The organism is Mucilaginibacter sp. P2_A4, assembly GCF_056405015.1.
The window spans coordinates 789,108-811,673 of the sequence record NZ_JBFUCX010000001.1 but is presented as its reverse complement, the minus strand read 5'-3'; the positions used below and the strand labels follow the sequence as shown (position 1 = coordinate 811,673).

The 22,566-nt window shown below is 40.3% G+C and carries 12 protein-coding genes; 9 read left to right on the top strand and 3 right to left on the bottom strand.

Annotated features, from left to right (window positions below; translation table 11 throughout):
- The first annotated feature begins 48 nt into the window (after window positions 1–48).
- The gene (locus tag AC1DYB_RS03090) at window positions 49–1,137 is read left to right on the top strand and encodes a pepsin/retropepsin-like aspartic protease family protein (RefSeq protein ID WP_477432329.1); all 1,089 of its coding nucleotides are present in this window, start codon (window positions 49–51) and stop codon (window positions 1,135–1,137) included.
- Between the two features lie 142 nt (window positions 1,138–1,279).
- A complete protein-coding gene (locus tag AC1DYB_RS03085) occupies window positions 1,280–2,179 on the top strand; it encodes a PepSY-like domain-containing protein (RefSeq protein ID WP_477432327.1) in 900 nt (299 codons plus the stop codon).
- A 94-nt stretch (window positions 2,180–2,273) separates the two neighbouring features.
- Here AC1DYB_RS03085 and AC1DYB_RS03080 read toward each other — a convergent pair whose 3' ends face one another.
- From AC1DYB_RS03080 to AC1DYB_RS03070, 3 genes are read right to left on the bottom strand one after another with little or no spacing between them, the layout of a single operon-like run.
- Entirely contained in the window at window positions 2,274–3,842 is a 1,569-nt protein-coding gene (locus tag AC1DYB_RS03080) for an FG-GAP repeat domain-containing protein (RefSeq protein ID WP_477432325.1), read from the bottom strand.
- A 9-nt stretch (window positions 3,843–3,851) separates the two neighbouring features.
- A complete protein-coding gene (locus tag AC1DYB_RS03075; RefSeq protein WP_477432323.1) occupies window positions 3,852–6,521 on the bottom strand; it encodes a glycoside hydrolase family 2 protein in 2,670 nt (889 codons plus the stop codon).
- Window positions 6,522–6,572: 51 nt separating this feature from the next.
- Window positions 6,573–8,009 (bottom strand): alpha-L-fucosidase, encoded by a 1,437-nt coding sequence (locus AC1DYB_RS03070; RefSeq protein WP_477432321.1) that lies wholly within the window; start codon window positions 8,007–8,009, stop codon window positions 6,573–6,575.
- A gap of 463 nt (window positions 8,010–8,472) precedes the next feature.
- Between AC1DYB_RS03070 and AC1DYB_RS03065 the strand changes: the two genes are divergently transcribed.
- The 7 genes from AC1DYB_RS03065 to AC1DYB_RS03035 all read left to right on the top strand — a co-directional run bounded on the left by AC1DYB_RS03065 (window position 8,473) and on the right by AC1DYB_RS03035 (window position 22,513).
- Entirely contained in the window at window positions 8,473–9,093 is a 621-nt protein-coding gene (locus AC1DYB_RS03065) for an RNA polymerase sigma-70 factor (protein ID WP_295721146.1), read from the top strand.
- A 179-nt stretch (window positions 9,094–9,272) separates the two neighbouring features.
- Window positions 9,273–10,364, top strand: coding sequence for a FecR family protein (locus tag AC1DYB_RS03060; RefSeq protein WP_477432319.1), 1,092 nt, complete (start codon window positions 9,273–9,275; stop codon window positions 10,362–10,364).
- A gap of 172 nt (window positions 10,365–10,536) precedes the next feature.
- Window positions 10,537–13,920: a SusC/RagA family TonB-linked outer membrane protein gene (locus tag AC1DYB_RS03055; protein WP_477432317.1), complete on the top strand. Its 3,384-nt coding sequence runs from the start codon at window positions 10,537–10,539 to the stop codon at window positions 13,918–13,920.
- A gap of 6 nt (window positions 13,921–13,926) precedes the next feature.
- Complete coding sequence (locus AC1DYB_RS03050) at window positions 13,927–15,513, top strand: SusD/RagB family nutrient-binding outer membrane lipoprotein (RefSeq protein ID WP_477432315.1); 1,587 nt, start codon at window positions 13,927–13,929, stop codon at window positions 15,511–15,513.
- A gap of 119 nt (window positions 15,514–15,632) precedes the next feature.
- Complete coding sequence (locus AC1DYB_RS03045; RefSeq protein WP_477432313.1) at window positions 15,633–18,947, top strand: VCBS repeat-containing protein; 3,315 nt, start codon at window positions 15,633–15,635, stop codon at window positions 18,945–18,947.
- On the top strand, window positions 18,947–20,290 hold the full coding sequence (locus tag AC1DYB_RS03040; protein ID WP_477432311.1) for a vanadium-dependent haloperoxidase: 1,344 nt from the start codon (window positions 18,947–18,949) through the stop codon (window positions 20,288–20,290). The genes AC1DYB_RS03045 and AC1DYB_RS03040 overlap by 1 nt, the downstream gene beginning before the upstream one ends.
- Before the next feature lie 33 nt (window positions 20,291–20,323).
- Complete coding sequence (locus tag AC1DYB_RS03035; RefSeq protein WP_477432309.1) at window positions 20,324–22,513, top strand: glycoside hydrolase family 3 N-terminal domain-containing protein; 2,190 nt, start codon at window positions 20,324–20,326, stop codon at window positions 22,511–22,513.
- Window positions 22,514–22,566 lie beyond the last annotated feature (53 nt).

Genomic DNA, 22,566 nt, shown 5'->3' with positions numbered 1-22,566 from the left:
AGTTACCACTCAATCTGTCAATTTAATATAATCGTATATACTATATACATGAAAGTAAAAATATATTTAAAAGCGCAAATCATTGGTTTTTTGGCGTTTATTTTAATATTCAGTTCTTGTAAAAAAGACAAAACCACGCCTGTGGTAGTAAATGCTACGCCGGTAACTTTGGGCTTATATGAATACTCCCTTGGCGTAAATAAAAGAGTACTTATCCCAATTACCCAGGTTGGTACGCAAACGGTAAATTATGGAACTATATTTGATACTGGCTCGCCGGGACTAACCATAGATGCCACAGGGATACTTCCAGCATCCATGATCACTTCAGCCGGAATCACCGTTACCGGCGATTCTACAGTTGTTAATGGTATTACCGTAACTCCCAAAACTGCCACTATAAGTTTTGGCGATGCTACCGGTACTACTAAGGAATACGGGAACCTTGCTTATGCCAACATTAAGGTAGGCAACTCCTTAGGAAGTTTGAATTTGAAGCGGGTACCCATTTTTTTATATTATAAAATAGTTGATGGAACCGGCAAGCAACTAAGTGCCCACTCGGCTGATGTTTTTGGCGTTGGGCCAGGATTAAGCAACACCCGGAGCGAAATTTCAAGTCCATTAAGGTTTTTTGAATACGGCACCGGTCTTACAAGCGGCTTTAAGATTGCCACTTTAAATACAACCAGTTTTTTAGGTACGCCCACCTACGTTTCCGGCTTGCTTACTATAGGGCTTACAGCATCAGACCTTTCCTCATCAAATTTTATTATGCACCCGCTTACCAATACCACCAGCGGTTATTCGCCAAATATACCCGGAACAATAACTTACAGCGGAAAAACAATTGCAGCACAGTTCCTGTTTGATACCGGAACACCCTCTGTAACTACTATTGAAGACAGGCTGGCCACAAACGCCATAGGGGCGCTGCCGGCAAATTCCGTGGTAACAATAACTACCAACAGGGGTTTCACATATACTTACACGACATCAAATACGGGCAACCTCACCGAGGTACAAAACCCTAATAATACCGCCGATTACCGTACCATTTTAAGTATCGACTTTTTTATAAAGAATGAATACCTAACTGATTATGACAATCACCAAATTGGGTTAAAAAACAATTAAAGGAGGCGATTTTTATTCATCGATTTATAATAGCTATTCATCGACACATAATTTCAACGCCGCTGCTGCTGAGTTAATTTTAGATAAGAAAATGGCCATCAAGGCCATACTAACTATCAACTTAAAATTAATTCAGATGAAAATGAGATCAATTTACCAATTGTTATTATTGTTGAGTGTTGCAGGGTGCCTGGCATCGTGTAAAAAGGAAAGCGCTTCCAAATCAGCTTCCGCTACCACCACAACTTCCTCTACCATCACGTCAACAGGGGCTATCGCCGTTAGTTTGGCATCTGGCACAACAGATACCGTTTACGTGGTTGGCTGCTACGGCAAGCATAGCAAAAAAGACACGGTTGCTTCCAGTGCACTACCATCCTCAATTGGCACTTACTTAACTGCAAACTACAGCGGTTATACCTTTAAAAAAGCCTATTCAATTACCGATAGCGCCAAAGCAATTACTAATTATATAGTGGTGATTAAATACAACAGTGCTTTGGTAGGCTTAAAATTCACTGCTGATGGAACATTTGTAAGTATATTGGAGCAGAGAGCAGGGCATGATTTGATGGGACAGGGATGGCACCATGGCGGCCCCTTTGATAATCGTGATGGCAAACACCGAGATACTATCGCTATATCTGCCCTCCCTGTTGCTGTAACCAGCTACTTCAAAACCACCTATCCAACAGATACGCTGCTGCATGCATCCATTACTCCCGATAGTGCCTACGTGCTCATCAGTAAAAATAACGGCTTATTTGCCACTGCTATCAAAGCAAACGGTACATTAATTAAACGCACCCAAATTGATAAACATGCAGGCAAACACACTGCAATTGCCGAAACCAGTTTGCCGGCTGCTATTACAACTTACTTAACAACAACCTACCCAGGCTATGTGCTTGACAAGGCATTTTCTTACAGTGTAAGTGGTACCTTAAAAGGGTATGATGTGGTAATTACATCAAACAGTACCAAATATGCTGTAGTATTTGATGCCAGCGGCATTTTTGTTAAAGCATTTGCTGTGCATTAAAATCTTCCCGTAGTATATTTTAACCCGGTTATCTTTAGGTAGATACCGGGTTTTTATTTAGGAAACAGGGTTTTCTTTATCTCTTTAGATAAGGTTATTTCTTTGGCTGATAAAGCTGATTCATAAAAACAGTGATGCCATACTTTGCGCCTTTCCATTTAGCATCCAGATCTTTAGGAACAGCACCGGGGCTTTGGGCAAAATTACCCGCTATAATGTCAATATCGCCATCGCCGTCAATGTCGGCTTTCTCCAGGGTTAAAGTCTTCAGAGGGATCTCGCTCTTCAGGATGTAAGGTTTAAAAGTAAACTTCCTCTGGTTTGTATTTTCAAGGTATACAAAAGATTCATCCACCAGTTTGCCAAAATCGGGAAAGAAAGCACTACAGGCAAGGTCTATATCACCGTCTTTATCAAAATCTTCGGCCAAAACGCGGGTTACGCCGTATATCGGATAAAAAAACTGCTCTTTAAAAACGTTATTGCCCTGGTTAATATTAATCCGGATACCGTGGTATGCTTTTAATACCTGTGAGTAATCAGCATTGTCGCCGTGCACGGTTATAATATCGGTAAGTCCATCGTGATTATAATCAACCAGCGTCATGTCCGTAGTACCATAATTGGGCGGAAAACGCAGTATTCTCTGGGCTTTAAATTTCAGATTATCTTTTTGATAAAAGATGTAAACACTCTCATCGCCCTGTGAAAACATAGCTACAATGTCCTTTTTGCCATCGCCATCCATATCCTTTACATAGCATTTAATAGCCCCGGCAAGCGGCAGTAAAACAGTTTCCACATATTTGCCGGCTTTATTCTTTTTAAACAGCGATAAGCCCCCTGTTTTATTCCCGAAATTACAAACAACAATCTCGGGAACACCATCATTATTCAGATCAACTATTTGAGAATTAACGGGCCTGTGCAAGGCACTTAGCAATACGGAGCTGGTACTGTCTTTATAGTTTACATATGACCCTAAACTCAGCTCGGTTGGGTACAGTTTACCTATCTCGGTAAAATAAGTACTTCCTTTATAAAAATTAAAATCAACTACGGGGCTTTCTGTAGTTATTGTTTTTGTAACGCCGATATTATATTTCCAGTTGTAAACCTTGTTAAGAAAATTCCCTATCCATAAGGTATTAGTTTCGGTGTTATACTCTAACCCGGTTATTAATGATGGTACCTGGTCATCAATTTGAATATCCTGCCTGGTGAACAGTTTTAGCGGGCTGTTACGGGTTAGCCTGCTGTCATCGGCAATAAGGGAATCGGGCGCTAAACTGATCACATACGCTACCAGCTTGTTCCATTCATCCAAATTTAAAACAGGGGCATCGGGAATGATGTTATTTTTTTTTACGATTATCTTTTCTTCATCAGATAATCCGCGCAACGGATCATAGTTGGGATATATGATTCCCATCCTGGAGGCCATTACAGGAAGCACATGCAAGCGCCAAACATCTTTAGTTAAACTGGTGGGATCTGGCAACATATGGCATGTAGCGCAAAACGTGGTGAACAAGGCCTTACCCCCATCATCTGCCTTTGCCGGCTTTACCCCTGCAGTAACAGGGCTATAGGTTAATGAATTCAGACCGATCATCAACGTTATCGCAAAAAGCACCGTTAAGATGATCAGTCTGATATTCATAATTTACTTTTATTGATCAATACTTATCGTTTGGGGACTATTTCCATCATTCCAACCGTCAACACTCACCACCAATTTTTTATTATTTGCGGCGGCATTGTATTCAACTATTACCTTTTTTTCTTCTCCCGGTAAAACTGTAATATAGTTATCACTGTAAAATGCTGGCAAAATCCTTGCTTTACTGTCCGCATCCACTAATGAAACTCTGTTAAAAAAAGCAAGTACACTATTCTGTTTATTAACTAACGTAACTTCTACCCTACCTGGTTTTAAATATTTTGCTTTAACGGATAATTCTTCAGTTTTCATTTTTTGCAAACCAGAAAACGCGCCTTTACTATCCGGAATCCAGTAAGTATTATCCGTTATAACTTTCTTATCCTCATCCAATAACTGTAATGACAGAAAAACGCCCTCTTTGGCGGCAAGCTTATCAACAGATCCCTTAACAGAGAAGTATTTTTTAACCGTATTGGCATTTATATCAGCAAAAACCTGGGTCAGCAGATTCTCTTTACCTTGCATATCATAGGTTTTTACCACCATCATCATACTGCGCCGGGCTTTAAAGGTATTGTTGGCTACCATTATATTGCCATTAACCGGGTTGTACATAATATGGAATGGCGCGCTGCCATTGTGTAAACCATACAGGCAGGCGTTAGGGTCAAGGTAATAATCATACATCTGCCCGCGCATGGCTGTCCATGGATTTTGGGTTTTCCAGATGATAAAACCGGTATACCAATCCCACATATGCGAGGTGAAGCCCTCAGCAAGACCGCGGTACTGATCATAATTTACCAGTTGTGCTTTCATAGCAAAATCGGCAGCGCTTTTAGCTTTGCCATATTTATTGATGCTGGTATCATAACCAATGTATTTATGGTAATCCCAAACACTGTCTACTTTGTTTTTGTGTGTATCTTCATCATAAACCGGCGGAACCATGTTAGCCGTTGGAATAAATCTTTTCAATGATTCATAATCGCCTACACCAACAGAACCTACCTCTGAATTAAAAGGAAAAGTTTTGTACTCCCAAAACACCGATAAAGGCTGAATACCGTAAGGCCCATCGCCATTACCACCCAGCACATTGTGCGACATGCTATCTGAATTAGAATAATCAACAAACCAGCGGGTATTATCAAGCTTAGGCAAAATGGTATCCCGTAAAGCAGTAAGGATATCCTCGGGCGGAGTAATTTCATTGCCACCGCACCATATAGCCAGCGATGCATAATTACGCACCATCTTTATCTGGTCAACTGCCGAACGCAGGAACAAGCCATGATCATCCGGGTATTTACGGCGTGTCCATTGATCATCAAGTTTCTGAGGATCCTGCCAACGACCGTTGCAATCGCCAGATCCCCACAAATCCTGGAAAACCAGCATACCGTATTTATCACAGGCTTCGTAAAACTCAGGTCGTTCAATCATCGCGCCTCCCCAAACCCTGATCAGGTTTAGGTTCATGTCCCGATGAAAACGAACTTCGGCATCATAACGCATATCCGACAAGCGTAGCATGGCATCAGATATAACCCAGTTGCCCCCCTTTATAAATATCCGTTGACCATTAACCGCTATCTGCCTGCTGCCAGTATGCTCATTATACTCGCTGGTTAATTGCCTTACCCCTATTTTAAGCAAATGCTGATCAGATATCACTTTGCCATTAACCGCAAACTTCAACTTAAAATCATACAAATTTTGCGGTCCGTAACCATTTGGCCACCATAGTTTAGGGTTAGGCAAACTGTAATCATTAAAACTTACATCAGCAGTTGAATTTGGTTTCAGACTGATGCTTTTTGAAATTACTTTACCACCCAGCTCAAAACTTAAAGTACCGCTAACGGGTGCTGTTGTAGGGTTACTTAATGCGGCCGATACTTTAATAACTGCAGGCTGTTGGGCACCTTCAGGAAGCCTTACTCCCGGAACCAATGTAATAACATGTTCATCGGTAATGCGCACTGCGCCGGTTTTTTGGATGGTAACCTTATCCCATATCCCGGTATTTCTATCTCTCATCGGCTGAATCCAATCCCAGCCTGCTGTATATTGCAACCCAACATTCCTGGCGATGGTACCATCACCACCCTGACCGCCATTCGGGTTACCTAATACATCAGGCGGGTGCACTAATACGGCTAAACGATTGTTGCCATTTTTGGCTAAAAAGGATGTTATATTATAGGTAAACCTTAAAAACATTCCTTTTTGAATGGTTTTATTTAGTTTGTGTCCATTCAAATAAATATCACAGCTATAGTTTATACCTCTAAAATTGAGGTAAACCTGGCCACCATTTAGCGCCGGTACGTCTTTAAAATCTTTGGTGAACCAATAAGTATAGTAATCTGCCCCGGTATTGTAAATATCAAGTATGTGCTCATTATTCATGCCCCAAAACGGGTCGGGTATTTTTTGATTGTTTAACAGCGTAGTTAAAACAGTGCCCGGCACTGTAGCCGGCATCCAACTGCTGTTATTGAATGCTGTTGTTGATAGTACTAATCCGTTATCCTTTACGCTGCTTATAGGTGCACACATCCAGCCTGAGTTGAGCTCATAGCTGCTTTGCGCATATATATTGGTTGCGATTAAAAATAAGATGAGCGTACAAAATAATTTAGCGGGCCTGAATATTAATAGTTGGGGCATTTTATTTAATTATAGATGTGTTATATGTATAGTGAATATATAAGTTGATAATTACTGAATTTTAAATACGGCGGCATGCGCCAAACCGTTTTGTGTTTGTAAAGATGCGGGTATATTTATTTTAATTACACCTTCGGCCACTGTCCATTTCAGTTTTTTGCTGATACCCAGCAAACTTATTTTTTTTATTTTATCAGCATCCTTTAGATGTAATGAGATATTTGAAGGCAAAACAACCGCGTCCTTGTCCTTTTCGGCCAAAACAAATGCATATATGCTTTTGCCAGCCTTGGTATAATATATATTTCCTTCGGAGTAAGGTGCTATCGCGTTAGAATTATAAATGCCCTCACCGTTAATTTTAATCCAGTCGCCAATTTGTTTTAGGCGGCTATAAGCAGCAGGGTCCCAATCACCATCAGGTCCGGGACCTATATTCATTAAAAGGTTACCACCGCGGGATACAATTTTCACCAATAAAGTTATTATTTCATTGGCAGATTTATAATGATCACCGGGCACATAGCTCCATGAATTACCCATGGTAATACAACTTTCCCAGGGATGATCCAAAGGCGCATCCGGCACCTGTTGCTCTGGCGTAGTATAATTTTCATATTGCCCGGCAACAGTACGATCAACCACTATTAAACCTGGCTGTTTTATTCTTGCCGCCGCGGCTATTTTTGCCATATCAATATCCTGGTCATACGGAATAGTACGCTGCCAATCCACGTCTGCATCTATTGTATTCTTTGGCCTAACCCAGCCGCCATCAAGCCACAAAATATCTACCTTTCCATAACCTGTCATAAGCTCCTGGATCTGGTTAAAGGTAAAATCCTTAAATTTTTGCCAGCGCTCTGGATATTTAGCAGGATCATAATTTACGTTTCTATCCTTAGGCGGGAAGTATGGCCACCAATAATTTTCTGTATGCCAGTCTGGTTTTGAGAAGTAAGCTCCAATCATAAAATTCTCCTTGCTAAAAGCGTTAAATACCTCCTTAGCTACGTTACTCCTGGGGTTGGCCGAGAAAGGCGTTTTTGAGCTGGTAATTTTATAATCGGTTTGTTTGGTATCAAACATGCAAAAACCATCGTGGTGCTTGGTAGTAAAAACTACATACTTCATCCCCGCATATTTTGCAGCAGCAACCCACTTTTCGGGATTAAAATTTGTAGGATTAAAAGTGGTTTGCAGATTTTCATAAGCCTTTTTGTAATTATAGTAATCGCCGCCATAAGGGCCACGGCGTTGTGTCCACCCCTCATCTTCGGGGCAAATACTCCAGCTTTCAACAACCCCCCACTGGCTGTAAGTACCCCAGTGCATAAATAATCCAAATTTTAGTCCCTGCCATTTATGCAGTTTCTTTTGAACCAATGAGTCTTGGGGTATTACATAATCCTTTGACATATTATGTTGTTGTGCCATCAGATTATTTAGTGGCAAAAGGAATGCGAGAAAAACAAGGATTTTTTTCATTTATAATTGTATTTTTTGTTTCTTTATATAGGTAACCAATTAAACCGCCATAATAAAATCTTCTGGATAAAATTCGTAAATGAAAGGATAAAATCCGAACATTTTATATGCTTTTTAATGCGTAATAATCCATCAAAAACAGCACTTAGTGTATACAATACAATGATGAGTTTGAAATTTAAAATGCTAAAATAGTATACATACACTATACTTACCCTACTATTTTAGTATAAATTGAGATATAAAATGTCATTTTTACATTTTAAAATAGCTAAATATGGCATCTAAACACCCTATTGACAACTTTTTTATTCAATTTGCCTACACACTAAGTAAATAAATTTCGAGAAGAATGAATTTTTCATTAATTGCTTGTCGAAATTAAAATAAATGCTTCTTTTTGTTATCAAATTATTACATTGCGTCATAATAACTGTTCTGAAAACACATAACTGACTTGCTATTGAAAATCTCTAAAACTGATACTCCGGATTTATGGAAACAAGTTTGTTTTGATGACGATATCAAAGCATTTGAATTACTGTTCCACGCGCTGAATACCCGGCTTATAAAGTTTTGTGTGTTTTACATCCGCCAAAAGGAGGCAGCAGAAGAGATTGTATCCGATGTATTTATTAAATGCTGGGAATCGCGTAAAAATCTTACCGAAATTGCTAATCCGGAAACCTACTTATTTGTAGCGGTAAAAAATCAATCATTCAATTACCTTAAAAAATTCTCCAATATCCATCTTGTACAGATAGAAGCTTCGGACGAAATTGAGTTTGTAAACACCTTTGACCCCGAAAAGGAACTGGAACGCAAAGAACTTCACTTTTTATTAGATAAAGCTATTGGATCCTTACCGCAGCAAGCTTGTATAATTTTCAAACTCATTAAAGAGGATGGCATGAAGTACAAAGAAGTTGCCGAAATTTTAAACATATCTCCCCGTACTGTTCAAACCCAACTTTTCAGATCAATGAAAAAACTGAGCATCATACTTTCGGGGCATCAGTTAGCATCAAAATCGTCTGAAAGGGCTTCTTCTGGTCACCACATCATAGGGCTTCCGTTGTTATAGTCATTCTTTTTAAATTTTTTTTTAAAGCTTACAGGTAATTTTAAAAAAAGCTCTTCCGACAGCCAAATCATAGCCTTTCTGTTTTTATAAAAATTCTTTTTAATTTTTTTTTAAAAGCTTGTAGGCAATTTTTAAAAAAGTATTGTCCTATCTTAAAACAAGCCCGCTTACGCAATTAAATGGTTAACGAAAGATTTATTGAACTGCTCGCAAAAAAACTCTCGGACGAGATCGATGCAGGAGAATTAGAAGAATTCAGTTTCCTGATCGCGAACGACGAGGCTTGCAGGCAGCAAAATAATTTTTTTAAAATTTATTGGGTTAAAAACGAGGAACAATATTCAAATACCGAATTAATGTTTCAACGGATCAGGAGCAAAATTGAAGTTCCGGAAAAAGATACCGAAGAAACTGAAACCGGAGTGATTGCAAATAGTTATAAAAGCAGTCGGATAGTGATACGTAGCATCGCGGCAATTCTTATTGCAGGTGTTTGCATATTCGCTGCGTACAATTTTTGGGGTTATAATTTAAAGGATCTTAGAGTTGCCGATTTGCAACAAAAAAAAACGCCGAGCCGCGTTAAGTCGAAGATCTATTTAAGCGATGGTTCAATTGTTACTTTAAACTCAGAAACGACATTGAAATATCCCCCTACATTTAAAGGATCAACCCGCGAGGTTTACCTTAATGGTGAAGCCTTTTTTGACGTGGCCAAGGATCATCGTCATCCGTTTATAGTACACGCGGGCAATATGAGTATCAAAGTTTTAGGGACAGCCTTCAACGTTAAATCATATAAAAATGATTTAACAAGCGAAACCACCCTCATTAGAGGTGCTATTGAAGTAACCCTGGCCGACAGACCATCTGACCGCATCATTTTAAAACCAAATGAAAAGCTGATTTTAAAAAGTACCACCTTTAAAAAACACATTATAAATAGAAATTTAGTAGCCCAAACTCCCGATACAGCCAAAACCAGCTATGCTTTAACTAATCTTACCTATCTGCGATCAAACGATACTACAGTTGTTGAAACCTCCTGGGTAAATAACAGGCTTGTTTTTAAAGACGAAGACTTTAATGAATTAGCAAACAAAATGGAACGCTGGTATGGTATAAAAGTGAAATTTAAAAACTCAGCCGCGAAAGACTTTCATTTTACCGGTGTTTTTGAAAAAGAAAGCGTTACACAAGCGCTAAGCGCTTTGCAATTGATTGAATCATTTTCCTATAAGTACAAAAATGAAACCGTATATATTTATTAACCTAACTACTGAATTAAATAAGCCTATGAAATAAAGTAACCTTTACATACCCAAAAAACGGGAATTACCAATGGTAACCCCCGTGAAGATGAAGATCTGTTAGTTAATCATGCAATGCTCTCTCGAACAGAACATTGCCATTTAATCAAGTCACCTTTAATTAAGTAAAAGTATGAAATATTTTAAACACCCCAAGGGTGTAAGAGATAACTATTGGCTATTTAAGTCCATATTAATAATGAAATTGACATTTATTTTAACAGTGTTCTTTAGCCTGCAAACCATGGCGAAAGTATACTCACAACAAAAAGTCACCTTTAATGTAAAATCGGTAGATTTTAACAAAGTTATCTCCGCCATTCAAAAGCAAACCAACTACCACTTCGTTTTCAGCGAGCGTAAGATCCCGTCAACAAAAAAGATCACGCTTAACGTACAAAACGAAGAGGTTACTTCGGTATTGAACAAGCTGTTGGCTAATTCTGATTTCACATACACCCAATTGGAAAATAACCTGATCGTTATCTCTCAAAAAAATGAGATCATAAATGCAGCTATTATTCATGGTAAGGTTGTTGACGAAAATGGCACTCCGGCTCCTGGCGTTTCAGTAAGGGTAAAAGGCACTACAACCGGCACTATTACTGATGCAAATGGTAATTTCTCTGTAAATGCTCCTGATAATGCTATACTGGTATTTTCGTTCTTAGGTTACGAAACCCAGGAAGTAGCGGTTGCGGGCAAAAAAGAATTTTCTATTAAATTAACCGTGTCTGCCAAAAGCTTAAGCGAAGTGGTAGTAACTGCGTTAGGTATTAAAAAGGATTCAAAAAAATTAGGTTACGCTGTTACTACAGTTAACGGTAGCGTAATGGATAAGGCAAAAGAGTCAAACGTTGCCATGTCATTAGAGGGCCGTGTTGCAGGCTTAAGTATAAGCGGTGCCAATGGTGGCGCGGGTTCTTCAGCGCGTATTTTATTACGTGGTGTAACCAGCACAGGAACTACTCAAGGACCTTTGTTTGTAATTAATGGAGTACCAATGGATAACACCCAAAGAGGCCAATCGGGCGAATGGGGAGGTGCTGATTATGGAGACGGTATTGCCAATATTAACCCCGATGATATCGAAACAATGACCGTTTTAAAAGGTCAGTCGGCATCCGCACTTTATGGTACACGTGCAACAGGCGGTGTAATTTTGATCACCACCAAATCAGGCAAGAAAAATTCGGGCTTTGGTGTTGAATACAATACCAATTACCAGATGGATAAGGTATATGATAACACCGATTTTCAAACTGCATATGGCCAGGGAGAAAATGGTGTTAAACCAACAACTGTTGCTGGTGCATTAAGTTCAGGTAACCTTGCGTGGGGCGCAAAGCTTGATGGCTCATCAGTAATACAATTTGATGGTAAAAACTATGCATATTCAAAAACAAGTGATAACTACGCTAAATTTTATAAAACCGGTGGTACCTTTACCAATACTGTATCGTTAACAGGTGGTGGTGAAAGTGGAGCTTTCCGTTTATCCTTATCAGATTTCAATAACCATGCTATTACACCTAATAGCGGTTTAAACAGGAAAAGCTTTAACTTTAACGGATCACAAACTGTTATAAAAAATCTGGATATAAACCTGGTTGCCAATTATGTTATAGACAACGCAAAAAACCGCTCTGGTTTAAGTGATGGCCCGGGTAACCCAAACAACGTTCAGTTCCTTGCTCCAAACGAAGCTCAAAGCATTTTAGCGCCAGGTTATAACTCGGCCGGTAAAGAAACATCATTCACCAATGATATTTATGTAACCAACCCTTACTTTGCGGCTTACAAATTCATAAACAACACCAAAAGAGAGCGCTTAATATCATCTATATCAGCAAGATACGCTATTACACCATGGGCTTATGCGCAAGGTCGTATTGGTTATGATAAAATTAACGATAACAGGTTAAATATCGAACCAACAGGTACTGCTTATGTTGGTGGTAATGGTAACATGAATACCCAAACGTCTCAAACTACAGAATTCAACGCAGACGTGTTATTTGGGGCAAAACACGACCTGGTGAAAGACTTATTGAATCTTGATCTTTCATTCGGTGGTAACGTGCGTAAAAATGACTATTCAGGTACTACTATCGGTGGTAGTAACTTTATTATCCCTTATTTTTACGATTTATCAAACCTTCCAACCAGGAACAGCGGCAATCTTGACCCTAAAAAACTTGAAGTACATTCAGCATATTACACAGCTGATTTTGCTATTAAAGATTTCTTAGTAATAGGTACAACCGGCCGTTATGACTACTATAGCAGTATCGGAAAAGACCTGGGTCCGGGTATCTTTACACCATCTGTTTCTGCAAGCTTTATCTTCTCTGACCTTGCACATATCAATGGTCTTGATTTTGGAAAACTTCGTGTTGCGTACGCAAAAACAAGCGCGGGTGCAGATCCATATGCCAACCAAATCTATTATAGCGTTAACAACTCTATCAACGGTGTAAACGCCGGTGGTTTTAGCTCTCAGTTAGCAAACCTTTTGTTAAAACCTTATACCCTGACAGAGCTTGAAATTGGAACTGAAATGAAGTTTTTCAATGATCGGTTCGGGTTAGATGTAGCTTATTTCGATCGCAAAACAAAGAATGAAATAGTTAATGGCAGCATCGACTGGTCAACAGGTTACACAAATGCCTATGCAGCTACTGCTTCTGTACAAAATAAAGGTATTGAGGTTGAGTTACATGGTACACCTTTTAAAACAAGCGACTTTAGCTGGTCTCCTTCATTTAACTTTACCTACGTAAAAAATAAAGTTTTAGAAACAGATAAAAGTGGTGCAAATATTGGCTTAGGTACATACCGTCCATTAAACGCTACTACAGCGTTTGTTAAAGGCTTGGCAGGTCCGCAAATATTAGCAAATGATTACGCCCGCGATGCCAGCGGAAAGATCATTTTTGATGCAAACGGTATCCCAACAGCTACTGCACGCATCCCGATGGGTAGTGTTATCCCTAAATTTTATGGTGGTTTAAACAACGATTTCAACTACAAAAACTTCAATCTTGGTTTCCTTGTTGATTACCGTTTTGGCAACAAAGTACTTTCTGCAACTAATTACTACAGCATCTTCCGTGGTTTAAATAAAATGACGCTTGAAGGCCGTGAAACCGGTGTAGTTGGTCAAGGTGTTACTGCAACTGGTGCAACAAATACAGTAAATGTACCTGCCGAAACCTATTACCAGGCTTTAGCTCGTGGTGTATCAGCATTAAACGTGCTTGATGGCAGCTTTATTAAGCTTCGTCAAATAACCTTCGGCTATACATTTGGTAAAAACTATTTGGCAAATACACCGCTTAGCTCAATTACCTTCTCATTGGTAGCCAGAAATTTATGGACTATCATGAAGCATACCGACAATATCGATCCTGAATCAAATTTTGCTCCCGGTATAAATTATGCCGGTATTGAAGGCACAAGCGTTCCTGCTGTTAGGACTTATGGGTTTAACTTAAACTTCAAATTTAAAAAATAACAAAAGATGAAAAAACGATATATATATAGTTGTTTGCTTGCCGGGGCTACGCTTATTGCAAGCTGCTCAAAAAACTTTGATCAGGTTAACGTTAACCCTACCAAAGTTAATGCTGATTTGTTTAATCCAAACTTTTTAATGGCACAAGCACAAATCCAGTTTTCAAATACTGGTTATGATCAATTGCTTTTTCAAAGTATGTGGTCGCAAGCGCTTTCATCTACCTATGATTATTACGGTAATGGTGATAAATATGTAGCTACAGGTAGTTTTCAGGATTATAAAGCCCGTACCTGGAACAATGGTTACAGCGCAACTACTCTTATTGACGAGATGAAAAATCTGATAAAGGGCAAAGCAGATTATAGCAACCTTGATAACTGTGGCACCATTTTACGCGTATTGATGCTTGAGCGTGTTACCGATGCTTATGGAGATATGCCATTTTCACAGGAAGGGCAGGCAAAATCAGGAATATTTACACCGGTATTTGATGCTCAAAAAGATATCTACGCTTCTATGCTTGACCAATTGGATAAAGCATGCACCGCGTTAGATGTATCAAAAGCCGGCCCTACAAGTGATCTTTTCTATAGTGGTAATGTTGCACAATGGAAAAAATTGGGTTACTCATTAATGCTTCGTGCTGCTATGCGCTTAACCAAAGTTGATGTTGCTACCGCTCAAAAATATGCCGAAAAAGCATATACAGGAGGTACAATGGCCGGCATCGCCGATAATGCGAAAGTAAAAGCAGACTATGGCAACAGCAACGGTAACTCTGATGCAGCAGCATTATTGGTTACTGATGACTTTAGAGAAGTAAGATGGGGGAAAACGCTGGTTGACTTTATGAAAAGCAGCGCAGATCCACGTGTTAGCGCCATAGCAGAAATTTCTGCAGGCACTGGCAAAACAGCTAATGAAAACAAAGCTGTTGGTATCAGCACCTTCGCCTTGCAAACTGGTATGCCTAATGGTTTTGACTTAAAGGGTGGCTCAACTGATATTTCAAAAGCTACCGGCTATCCTGGTACATCACCTGCAGATCCGTCGGTTAAGGATGATTCTCCAGCCCCGGTTGGTAAATACTCCCGTCCTAAATTTGCAGTGTATGATGATCGTAATCGTTATAACTTCCTGTTAACTTATGGCGAAACTGAACTTTTATTAGCAGAGGCCGCATTTAGAGGATGGGCTACAGGAACTGCAGCTATTCATTATGCTAACGCATTAACTGCAGACATGCAAACCTTATCTCAATTTGGTACAACATCGGTTGATGCTGCTGCAATAACTGCTTATGTTGCTACACATCCATTGGTTCCGGCTACTGCACTACAGCAAATCAACATGGAGTACTACGTTGAAACTGCAACAGTTTTCAACTTTAACGAAAACTGGAATAACTGGAAAAGATCCGGGTTCCCTGTTTTAACTAAAGTTGCTTACCCAAATCAGTTTGCTACAGATATTCCAAGAAGAATCGCTTATCCTGTTACTTTATCATCAACAAACGCCGCAAATTTTGCTGCCGCTGTTGCAAGAATGGGTGGCGACACATTCATAACACGTGTTTACTGGGATAAATAAAATTTAATTTCCTTAACAAACAGGGAGACATTATTGTCTCCCTGTTTGTTTTATTACCTTTATATAATTCTGTTCACAGAATTGCGTATCCCCGACCATGAGTTTTTATTAAAGTACTTATGTCCCTTTTTAATTTATATTCTCCTAAAGGTATGTTCAGCCCCGTTGCTGTAGCAACTGCGGCACTTTGTTTGTCATCTCTTACCTCCTACTCCCAGCAATCCTTATTTAAACTGCTGAACAGTAAAGAAACCAATATCAAATTCATCAATGATATTAATGAGACCGAATCGCTTAACGTTTTATCATATGAGTATTTTTACAATGGTGGTGGCGTAGCTGTCGGCGATATTAATAACGATGGTTTGCCCGACCTCATGTTCACCGGGAATATGAAGCCTAATAAGCTTTATTTGAATTTGGGACACCTCAAGTTTAAGGATATTACCAGTGATGCCTGCCCGGAATTGGGTGGCAGGCCAGATTCATGGAAAACGGGCGTTACCATGGCCGATGTTAATGGCGATGGCTTGTTAGATATTTACGTTTGTTACTCCGGTAAAACTGATAATGAGACCCGCAGTAACCAATTATTCATAAACCAGGGAAATAACAAATTTAAGGAAGAAGCCAAAGCCTACGGCCTGGCCGACCCCGGATATAGTACGCAGGCTGTTTTTTTTGATTATGATAATGATGGCGACCTGGATATGTTCCTGCTAAATCATAACATCAAAAAGATAGATAATATGGAACTGGCCCGTTATAAAAATCAAACTGATGATTTAGCCAGTAATAAACTTTTTAAAAATGATAACGGACATTTTACCGATGTATCAAAAGCAGCCGGCATAGTACAAAATCCACTCACCTTTGGCTTGGGTGTAGCCATTGCCGATATCAATAAAGATGGCTGGCCTGATATTTACGTTACCAACGATTATAACGAACCTGATTACATCTACATCAATAACCACGACGGTACGTTTAGCGAAAAATCAAAAGATATGCTCAGGCACATGTCGCACTTTTCTATGGGTGTTGATATTGCCGATTTTAATAATGACGGTTTCCCCGATATTATGACCCTTGACATGTTGCCCGAGGATAACCACAGGCAAAAATCATTACAATTAGAAGAAAACTATGAGTCTTTTGCACTAATGCAAAACCAGGGACTTTATAAACAATATATGCGCAATATGCTGCAGCTTAACAATGGCGACGGCACATTCAGCGAAATAGCACAATTAGCCGGCGTTTCCAATACCGATTGGAGTTGGTGCCCCCTCATTGCCGATTTTGATAACGATGGATACAAGGATATATTTATCACCAACGGATATTTGAGAGATTACACCAACAAAGACTTTTTACGCTACTGGGGCGATTATAAAATAAAAAAAGCGGTGGCCGGCGAACCGTTCAGTCTGATGGACCTGGTAATGGCGATGCCCTCAACATCTGTACCCGATTACATTTTCAGAAACAACCACGACCTTACCTTTACCAACAAACAGGTGGAGTGGGGTCTTAATCAACAAAATATTTCAAACGGAGCTGTGTATGTAGATTTGGATAATGACGGCGACCTTGACCTGGTTATAAATAACATCAATCAGCCGGCATCGGTTTATCAAAACATGAGCCGCGATAATAACAACACATCCTACCTGGCTGTAAAACTAAAAGGCACCGGTAAAAACACCAATGCTATTGGCGCCAAGGTGAGTATTTACATAGGTAAAAACATACAGTACCAGGAAGTAAACCCAAACCGGGGATATCTTTCATGTGTATCAACAACATTAAATTTTGGTTTAGGCGATATCAAAAAAGCTGATTCTGTACGCGTCATCTGGCCTGATAACTCTTCGCAGTTGCTTAAGGATGTGAATGCTAATCAATTATTGACCATCAACTATCAACCAACAGAAAAGTCGTTTAACCAGGGAGTTCTTGTAAAGAAAACCGTTTTTAAACATACGGAGCCTATTATCGATTTTAAACCCGAAGAGATCACCCTTAACGATTTTAAACGCCAGTTATTAATGCTGTTCATGTACTCCAAAACTGCGCCTGTTATTGCAAAAGCCGATGTAAATGGCGACGGCCTGGAGGATTTGTTTGTAAGCGGAGAAAAGGATAGTCCGGGTAAATTGTTTCTGCAACAGGCAGGGGGCAAATACATAGCCAAAGATATCATTCGCGGCAATACTGATAACATCGGCACTACATCGGCAGCGGCATTTTTTGATGCCAATGGCGATGGCAAACCCGACCTGTACATTGCAAAAGGTGGTTATTCGTTATACGAACCAAATACTGCCGATTTACAGGATGAGCTTTATATTAATGAAGGTAACGGGCGATTTGTACTCTCTCCTACCGCCTTACCTGTGCTTAATGCCAACAGTAAATCTGTTGTAAAACCCTGCGATTTTGATGGCGATGGAGATATCGACCTTTTTGTAGGTGGCAGGGTAATACCGGGCCAATATCCGGTTGCCCCGCAAAGCTATCTGTTGGTAAATGATGGCAAAGGTAAATTCACAGCCGCGCCTATCCTATTCAACAAAATTGGAATGGTTACCGATGCACAATGGATTGATATGAATAATGACGGCCGCAAAGATCTAGTATTATGTGGTGAATTTATGCCGATAACTATCTTTATAAATACCAAAGACGGATTCATAGACAAAACCAGTGATTATTTTGATGCCCCTCAAAAAGGATTCTGGAATAAAATTTCCTTCGCCGATGTAAACGGCGATGGTAAGCCCGACTTGATAGCTGGCAACCTGGGCTTAAACACCCAGATCAGGGCAACTGATAAGGAACCTGCGGAAATGTATTTTACCGATCTGGACAACAACGGCTCAATTGATCCTTTCTTTAACTTTTATATCCAGGGCAAAAGCTACCCTTTTGTAAGCAGGGATGAACTGAACGAACAGATTTACCCCATGCGCAGGAAGTTCAACTCCTACAAGATGTACGCCGACGCCACCATTAATGAAATTTTTAGTGCCGATGACCTGGCCAAAGCCGGAAAGCTGGTCATTAATAATATAAAAACTACGCTTTTCATCAATACAAATGGCAAGTTTACTGCTGCCGCTTTACCAATGGAAGCACAGTTTGCACCGGTGAGCCAGATCATAACCGGCGATTTTGATCGTGATGGGCATACAGATTTGCTATTGTTAGGAAATCACTCAGACAATCGTCTTAAAATTGGAAGTATTGATGCCAACTATGGCTGCCTGCTTAAAGGCGATGGCAAAGGCGGCTTTATATATATAGATCAGTCATCATCCGGGCTTTCGGTTATGGGCGATGTAAAATCGGCTGTAGAGATCAACGTTAACAAAACTCCGTACTTGCTGATAGGCATAAGCGATGGGCCGCTTCAATTTTATAAAGAATAATGAATTACTTAAAAAAAACATTTATTGTGTTTTGTACTATAACTGCTCAGCAGTGTTATGCTCAAAACATTAAGAATAATTATCCGGATTATTTGCAGCCAGATCATGCGGTGAACGCCGTAACCATGGTGATGGTGCATGATGTGGTTAGTCCGCCGGTTGCTGCACGCTACTATGCCTATACTATGCTGGGTGCTTACAATATTGTTGCCGCCAACAATAAAACCATACCCGAATTGCAAAAATTCATTAAGGATTATAAACCCAACAACAGCTTAGATACTATCAAAACCCGATATGATTATAAAATAGCCGCCTATTACAGCATCCTGGAAACCGGCAAACTTATGTTGCCATCAGGCTTTATGCTGAAGGATGATGAAGACGCGTTTATTCAGCTGCTTCAAAAAACTAAGGTCGATCAAAAAATAATTGACAATTCTGTTAAAGTGGCAGAGCTTGCATCTAAGGTTGCGGTAGGCTTTTCAAAATCAGACCATTACAGCCAGCTTAGCGCACTTAAAAGGTATACGCCTATAAAGGATGAAAGTAAATGGTACCCTACACCTCCGGGCTATTTTGAAGCTGTTGAGCCAAACTGGCGCACTATCCGTACCATGGTGATTGATTCGGCCAATCAGTATAAACCAACGCCTTTAATTCCTTTTAGCAAGGATACCACATCGGCATTTTATAAACAGGTAAAGGCAGTTTACCAGGTCTCTAAAAACCTCACAACTGAACAAATTAATATAGCATTGTTTTGGGATTGTAACCCATTTGCCATTACTACCTCCGGCCACATGGCTATCGGTTATAAAAAAATAAGCCCGGGTGGGCATTGGATGCATATAACGGGCCTGGTTACCAAACAAGCACACCTTGATTTTGACCACGCTGTAATGGTGACCGCTTTAGAGGGTGTTACTTTGATGGATGCATTTATAAGCTGCTGGGAGGAAAAATTCAGCAGTAACCGTATCCGCCCCGAAACTTATATTAACCGGTATATGGATGTAAAATGGCAGCCCGTTTTGCAAACCCCTCCATTTCCGGAGTATACCAGCGGCCATGCGGTTATCTCCAATGCATCGGCCGAGCTGCTTACCTATTTACTGGGTGATAACTTTACTTATACCGATAATACAGAAATCCCCTTCGGCAGCAGCCAGCGCGATTTTAAATCATTCCGCGAGGCGGCAGCCGAGGCATCAATGTCCCGGTTTTACGGCGGCATCCATTATATGGAAAGCATTGAAAAAGGGAACAAACAAGGTAAAGAAGTTGCAGCCGGAATTATCGTCAAAATAAAAAAAGCTGGTATCTTGCCGCAAACTAAATAATCTTCCTATATCTACATAAACATCCACCAAAGAATGAATTGTACAGCTCAAAAATTAATAAAAAAAAGCGCCGCCTGCTTTTTAGGCAGTGCTTTTTTGTTGGCATCGTTGCCGGTTATGGCACAAAAAACTGTTATTTATAAAGATGCCTCGCAATCGATTGAATCAAGAACGAAGGATTTGATATCCAAGTTAACCTTAGAAGAAAAAGTTTCCTTATTAGGTTACCGGAGTAAAGCTGTTCCCCGTTTGGGCATCCCAGCCTATAATTGGTGGAACGAAGGCCTGCATGGTGTAGCCCGCGCCGGTGAAGCAACCATATTTCCACAAGCTATTGGTATGGCGGCAACCTTTAATGAAAGTTTGGTTGATTCTGTTTCTAATGTGATATCAACAGAGGCCAGGGCAAAATACAATGTATCTACAGCCATGGATCGTCATTTGCAATACATGGGCCTCACCTTTTGGACGCCGAATATCAATATTTTCCGCGATCCGAGATGGGGCCGCGGGCAGGAAACATATGGTGAAGATCCGTTTTTAACGGCACACATTGGCTCGGCGTTTGTAAAAGGCATGCAGGGAACCAATCCCCGTTATTTGAAAGCATCGGCTACTGCAAAACATTTCGCGGCACATAGCGGACCAGAGGCTACCCGCGATTCGTTTGATGCCATAGTTGATGAAAAAGACATGCGGGAAACTTACTTGTATGCTTTCCACGCACTGGTTAACTCAGGGGTTGAATCCGTAATGACGGCCTATAACAGCATTAATGGTGTACCAAACTCCGTGAACAAAAATTTGGTTACGGATATTTTAAGGAACGAATGGGGCTTTAAAGGCCACGTAGTAACCGATTGTGGCGCATTAGACGATGTGTTTTTGGCCCATAAAGCCATCCCCACAGCAACCGAAACCGCAGCCGCCGCAATTAAAGCAGGTATTGATCTTGATTGCTCGTCCATTTTCCAGAATGACATTGTTAAGGCGGTGCAGCAAAAATTATTAACCGAAAAAGAAGTTGACGTTGCCCTTACCCACCTGCTGAAAACCCAATTTAAACTTGGCTTTTTTGATGACGCGGCTGCAAGTCCGTTTAAATCATATGGTGCAGATAGTATCCATAACGCGCAGCATATAGCACTGGCGCGTAAAGTTGCCCAACAGAGTATGGTGTTGCTAAAAAACGACAATAATATATTGCCATTTAAGCCAGGTCAATACTCCAGCTTTATGGTACTGGGGCCAAACGCTGCAGCTTTAGATGCTATGATAGGCAGTTACCATGGCGTGAGCAGTAAGGTAGTTAATTTTGTAGAAGGCATCACAGCGGCAGTTGATCCGGCAACCCGTGTGGAATATGATCTCGGTTGCGATTATAGGGATACTACCCACTTTGGTGGCATCTGGGGTGCAGGGAATGCTGATGTTACAATTGCTGTAATTGGTTTATCACCTGTATTGGAAGGTGAAGCAGGCGATGCTTTCCTGGCCGAATCTGGTGGCGATAAAAAGAACCTGAGCCTGCCCGCGAGCGAAATAGCCTTCATGAAAGCTCTTAGAAAAGGCGTTAAAAAACCAATCATTGCCGTAATTACCGCAGGTAGCGACGTAGATGTTTCGGCTATTGCACCATATGCTGATGCCATTGTATTTGCCTGGTACCCCGGCGAACAAGGCGGTAACGCGCTGGCCGATATTGTGTTCGGTAAAATCAGCCCGTCTGGTCGCCTGCCGCTTACGTTTTATAACTCGGTTAATGATTTGCCTAAATATGAAAGTTATAGCATGAAGGGGCGTACCTACCGATATTTTAACGGACCTGTTCAATATCCTTTTGGCTTTGGCTTAAGCTATACTACTTTCAGCTACGAGGCGGTTTCAGCGCTGCCAAAACAATACACAGCGAAAGATAGTATTAGCATAACCGTTAAGGTTAAAAACACCGGCAACATGGATGCAGACGAGGTTGTGCAGGCCTATATCAAGTATCCAAACCTGGATAGGATGCCAATAAAAGAACTGAAGGGATTTAAAAGAGTTACCGTTTCCAAAGGGAATGAGCAACTTGTCACTATAAAAATCCCGGTTAAAGAACTTCAGAAATGGGATTTGCAAAAGCACAACTGGAAGCTTTATCCCGGCGATTATAAGCTGATTCTGGGTAGTAATTCGGCTGACGAAAAGTTAACAGCCGACTTTAAGATTACTGGTAAATAATTAAACAAGATCATTTCAAACAAAACGGGCCTTTTAGGGCCCGTTTTTGTTCA

Coding starts and splice junctions, on each gene's coding strand:
- AC1DYB_RS03090 (WP_477432329.1), top strand. CDS start 49: ATGAAAGTAAAAATATATTTAAAAGCGCAAATCATTGGTTTTTTGGCG.
- AC1DYB_RS03085 (WP_477432327.1), top strand. CDS start 1,280: ATGAGATCAATTTACCAATTGTTATTATTGTTGAGTGTTGCAGGGTGC.
- AC1DYB_RS03080 (WP_477432325.1), bottom strand. CDS start 3,842: ATGAATATCAGACTGATCATCTTAACGGTGCTTTTTGCGATAACGTTG.
- AC1DYB_RS03075 (WP_477432323.1), bottom strand. CDS start 6,521: ATGCCCCAACTATTAATATTCAGGCCCGCTAAATTATTTTGTACGCTC.
- AC1DYB_RS03070 (WP_477432321.1), bottom strand. CDS start 8,009: ATGAAAAAAATCCTTGTTTTTCTCGCATTCCTTTTGCCACTAAATAAT.
- AC1DYB_RS03060 (WP_477432319.1), top strand. CDS start 9,273: ATGGTTAACGAAAGATTTATTGAACTGCTCGCAAAAAAACTCTCGGAC.
- AC1DYB_RS03055 (WP_477432317.1), top strand. CDS start 10,537: ATGAAATATTTTAAACACCCCAAGGGTGTAAGAGATAACTATTGGCTA.
- AC1DYB_RS03050 (WP_477432315.1), top strand. CDS start 13,927: ATGAAAAAACGATATATATATAGTTGTTTGCTTGCCGGGGCTACGCTT.
- AC1DYB_RS03045 (WP_477432313.1), top strand. CDS start 15,633: ATGTCCCTTTTTAATTTATATTCTCCTAAAGGTATGTTCAGCCCCGTT.
- AC1DYB_RS03040 (WP_477432311.1), top strand. CDS start 18,947: ATGAATTACTTAAAAAAAACATTTATTGTGTTTTGTACTATAACTGCT.
- AC1DYB_RS03035 (WP_477432309.1), top strand. CDS start 20,324: ATGAATTGTACAGCTCAAAAATTAATAAAAAAAAGCGCCGCCTGCTTT.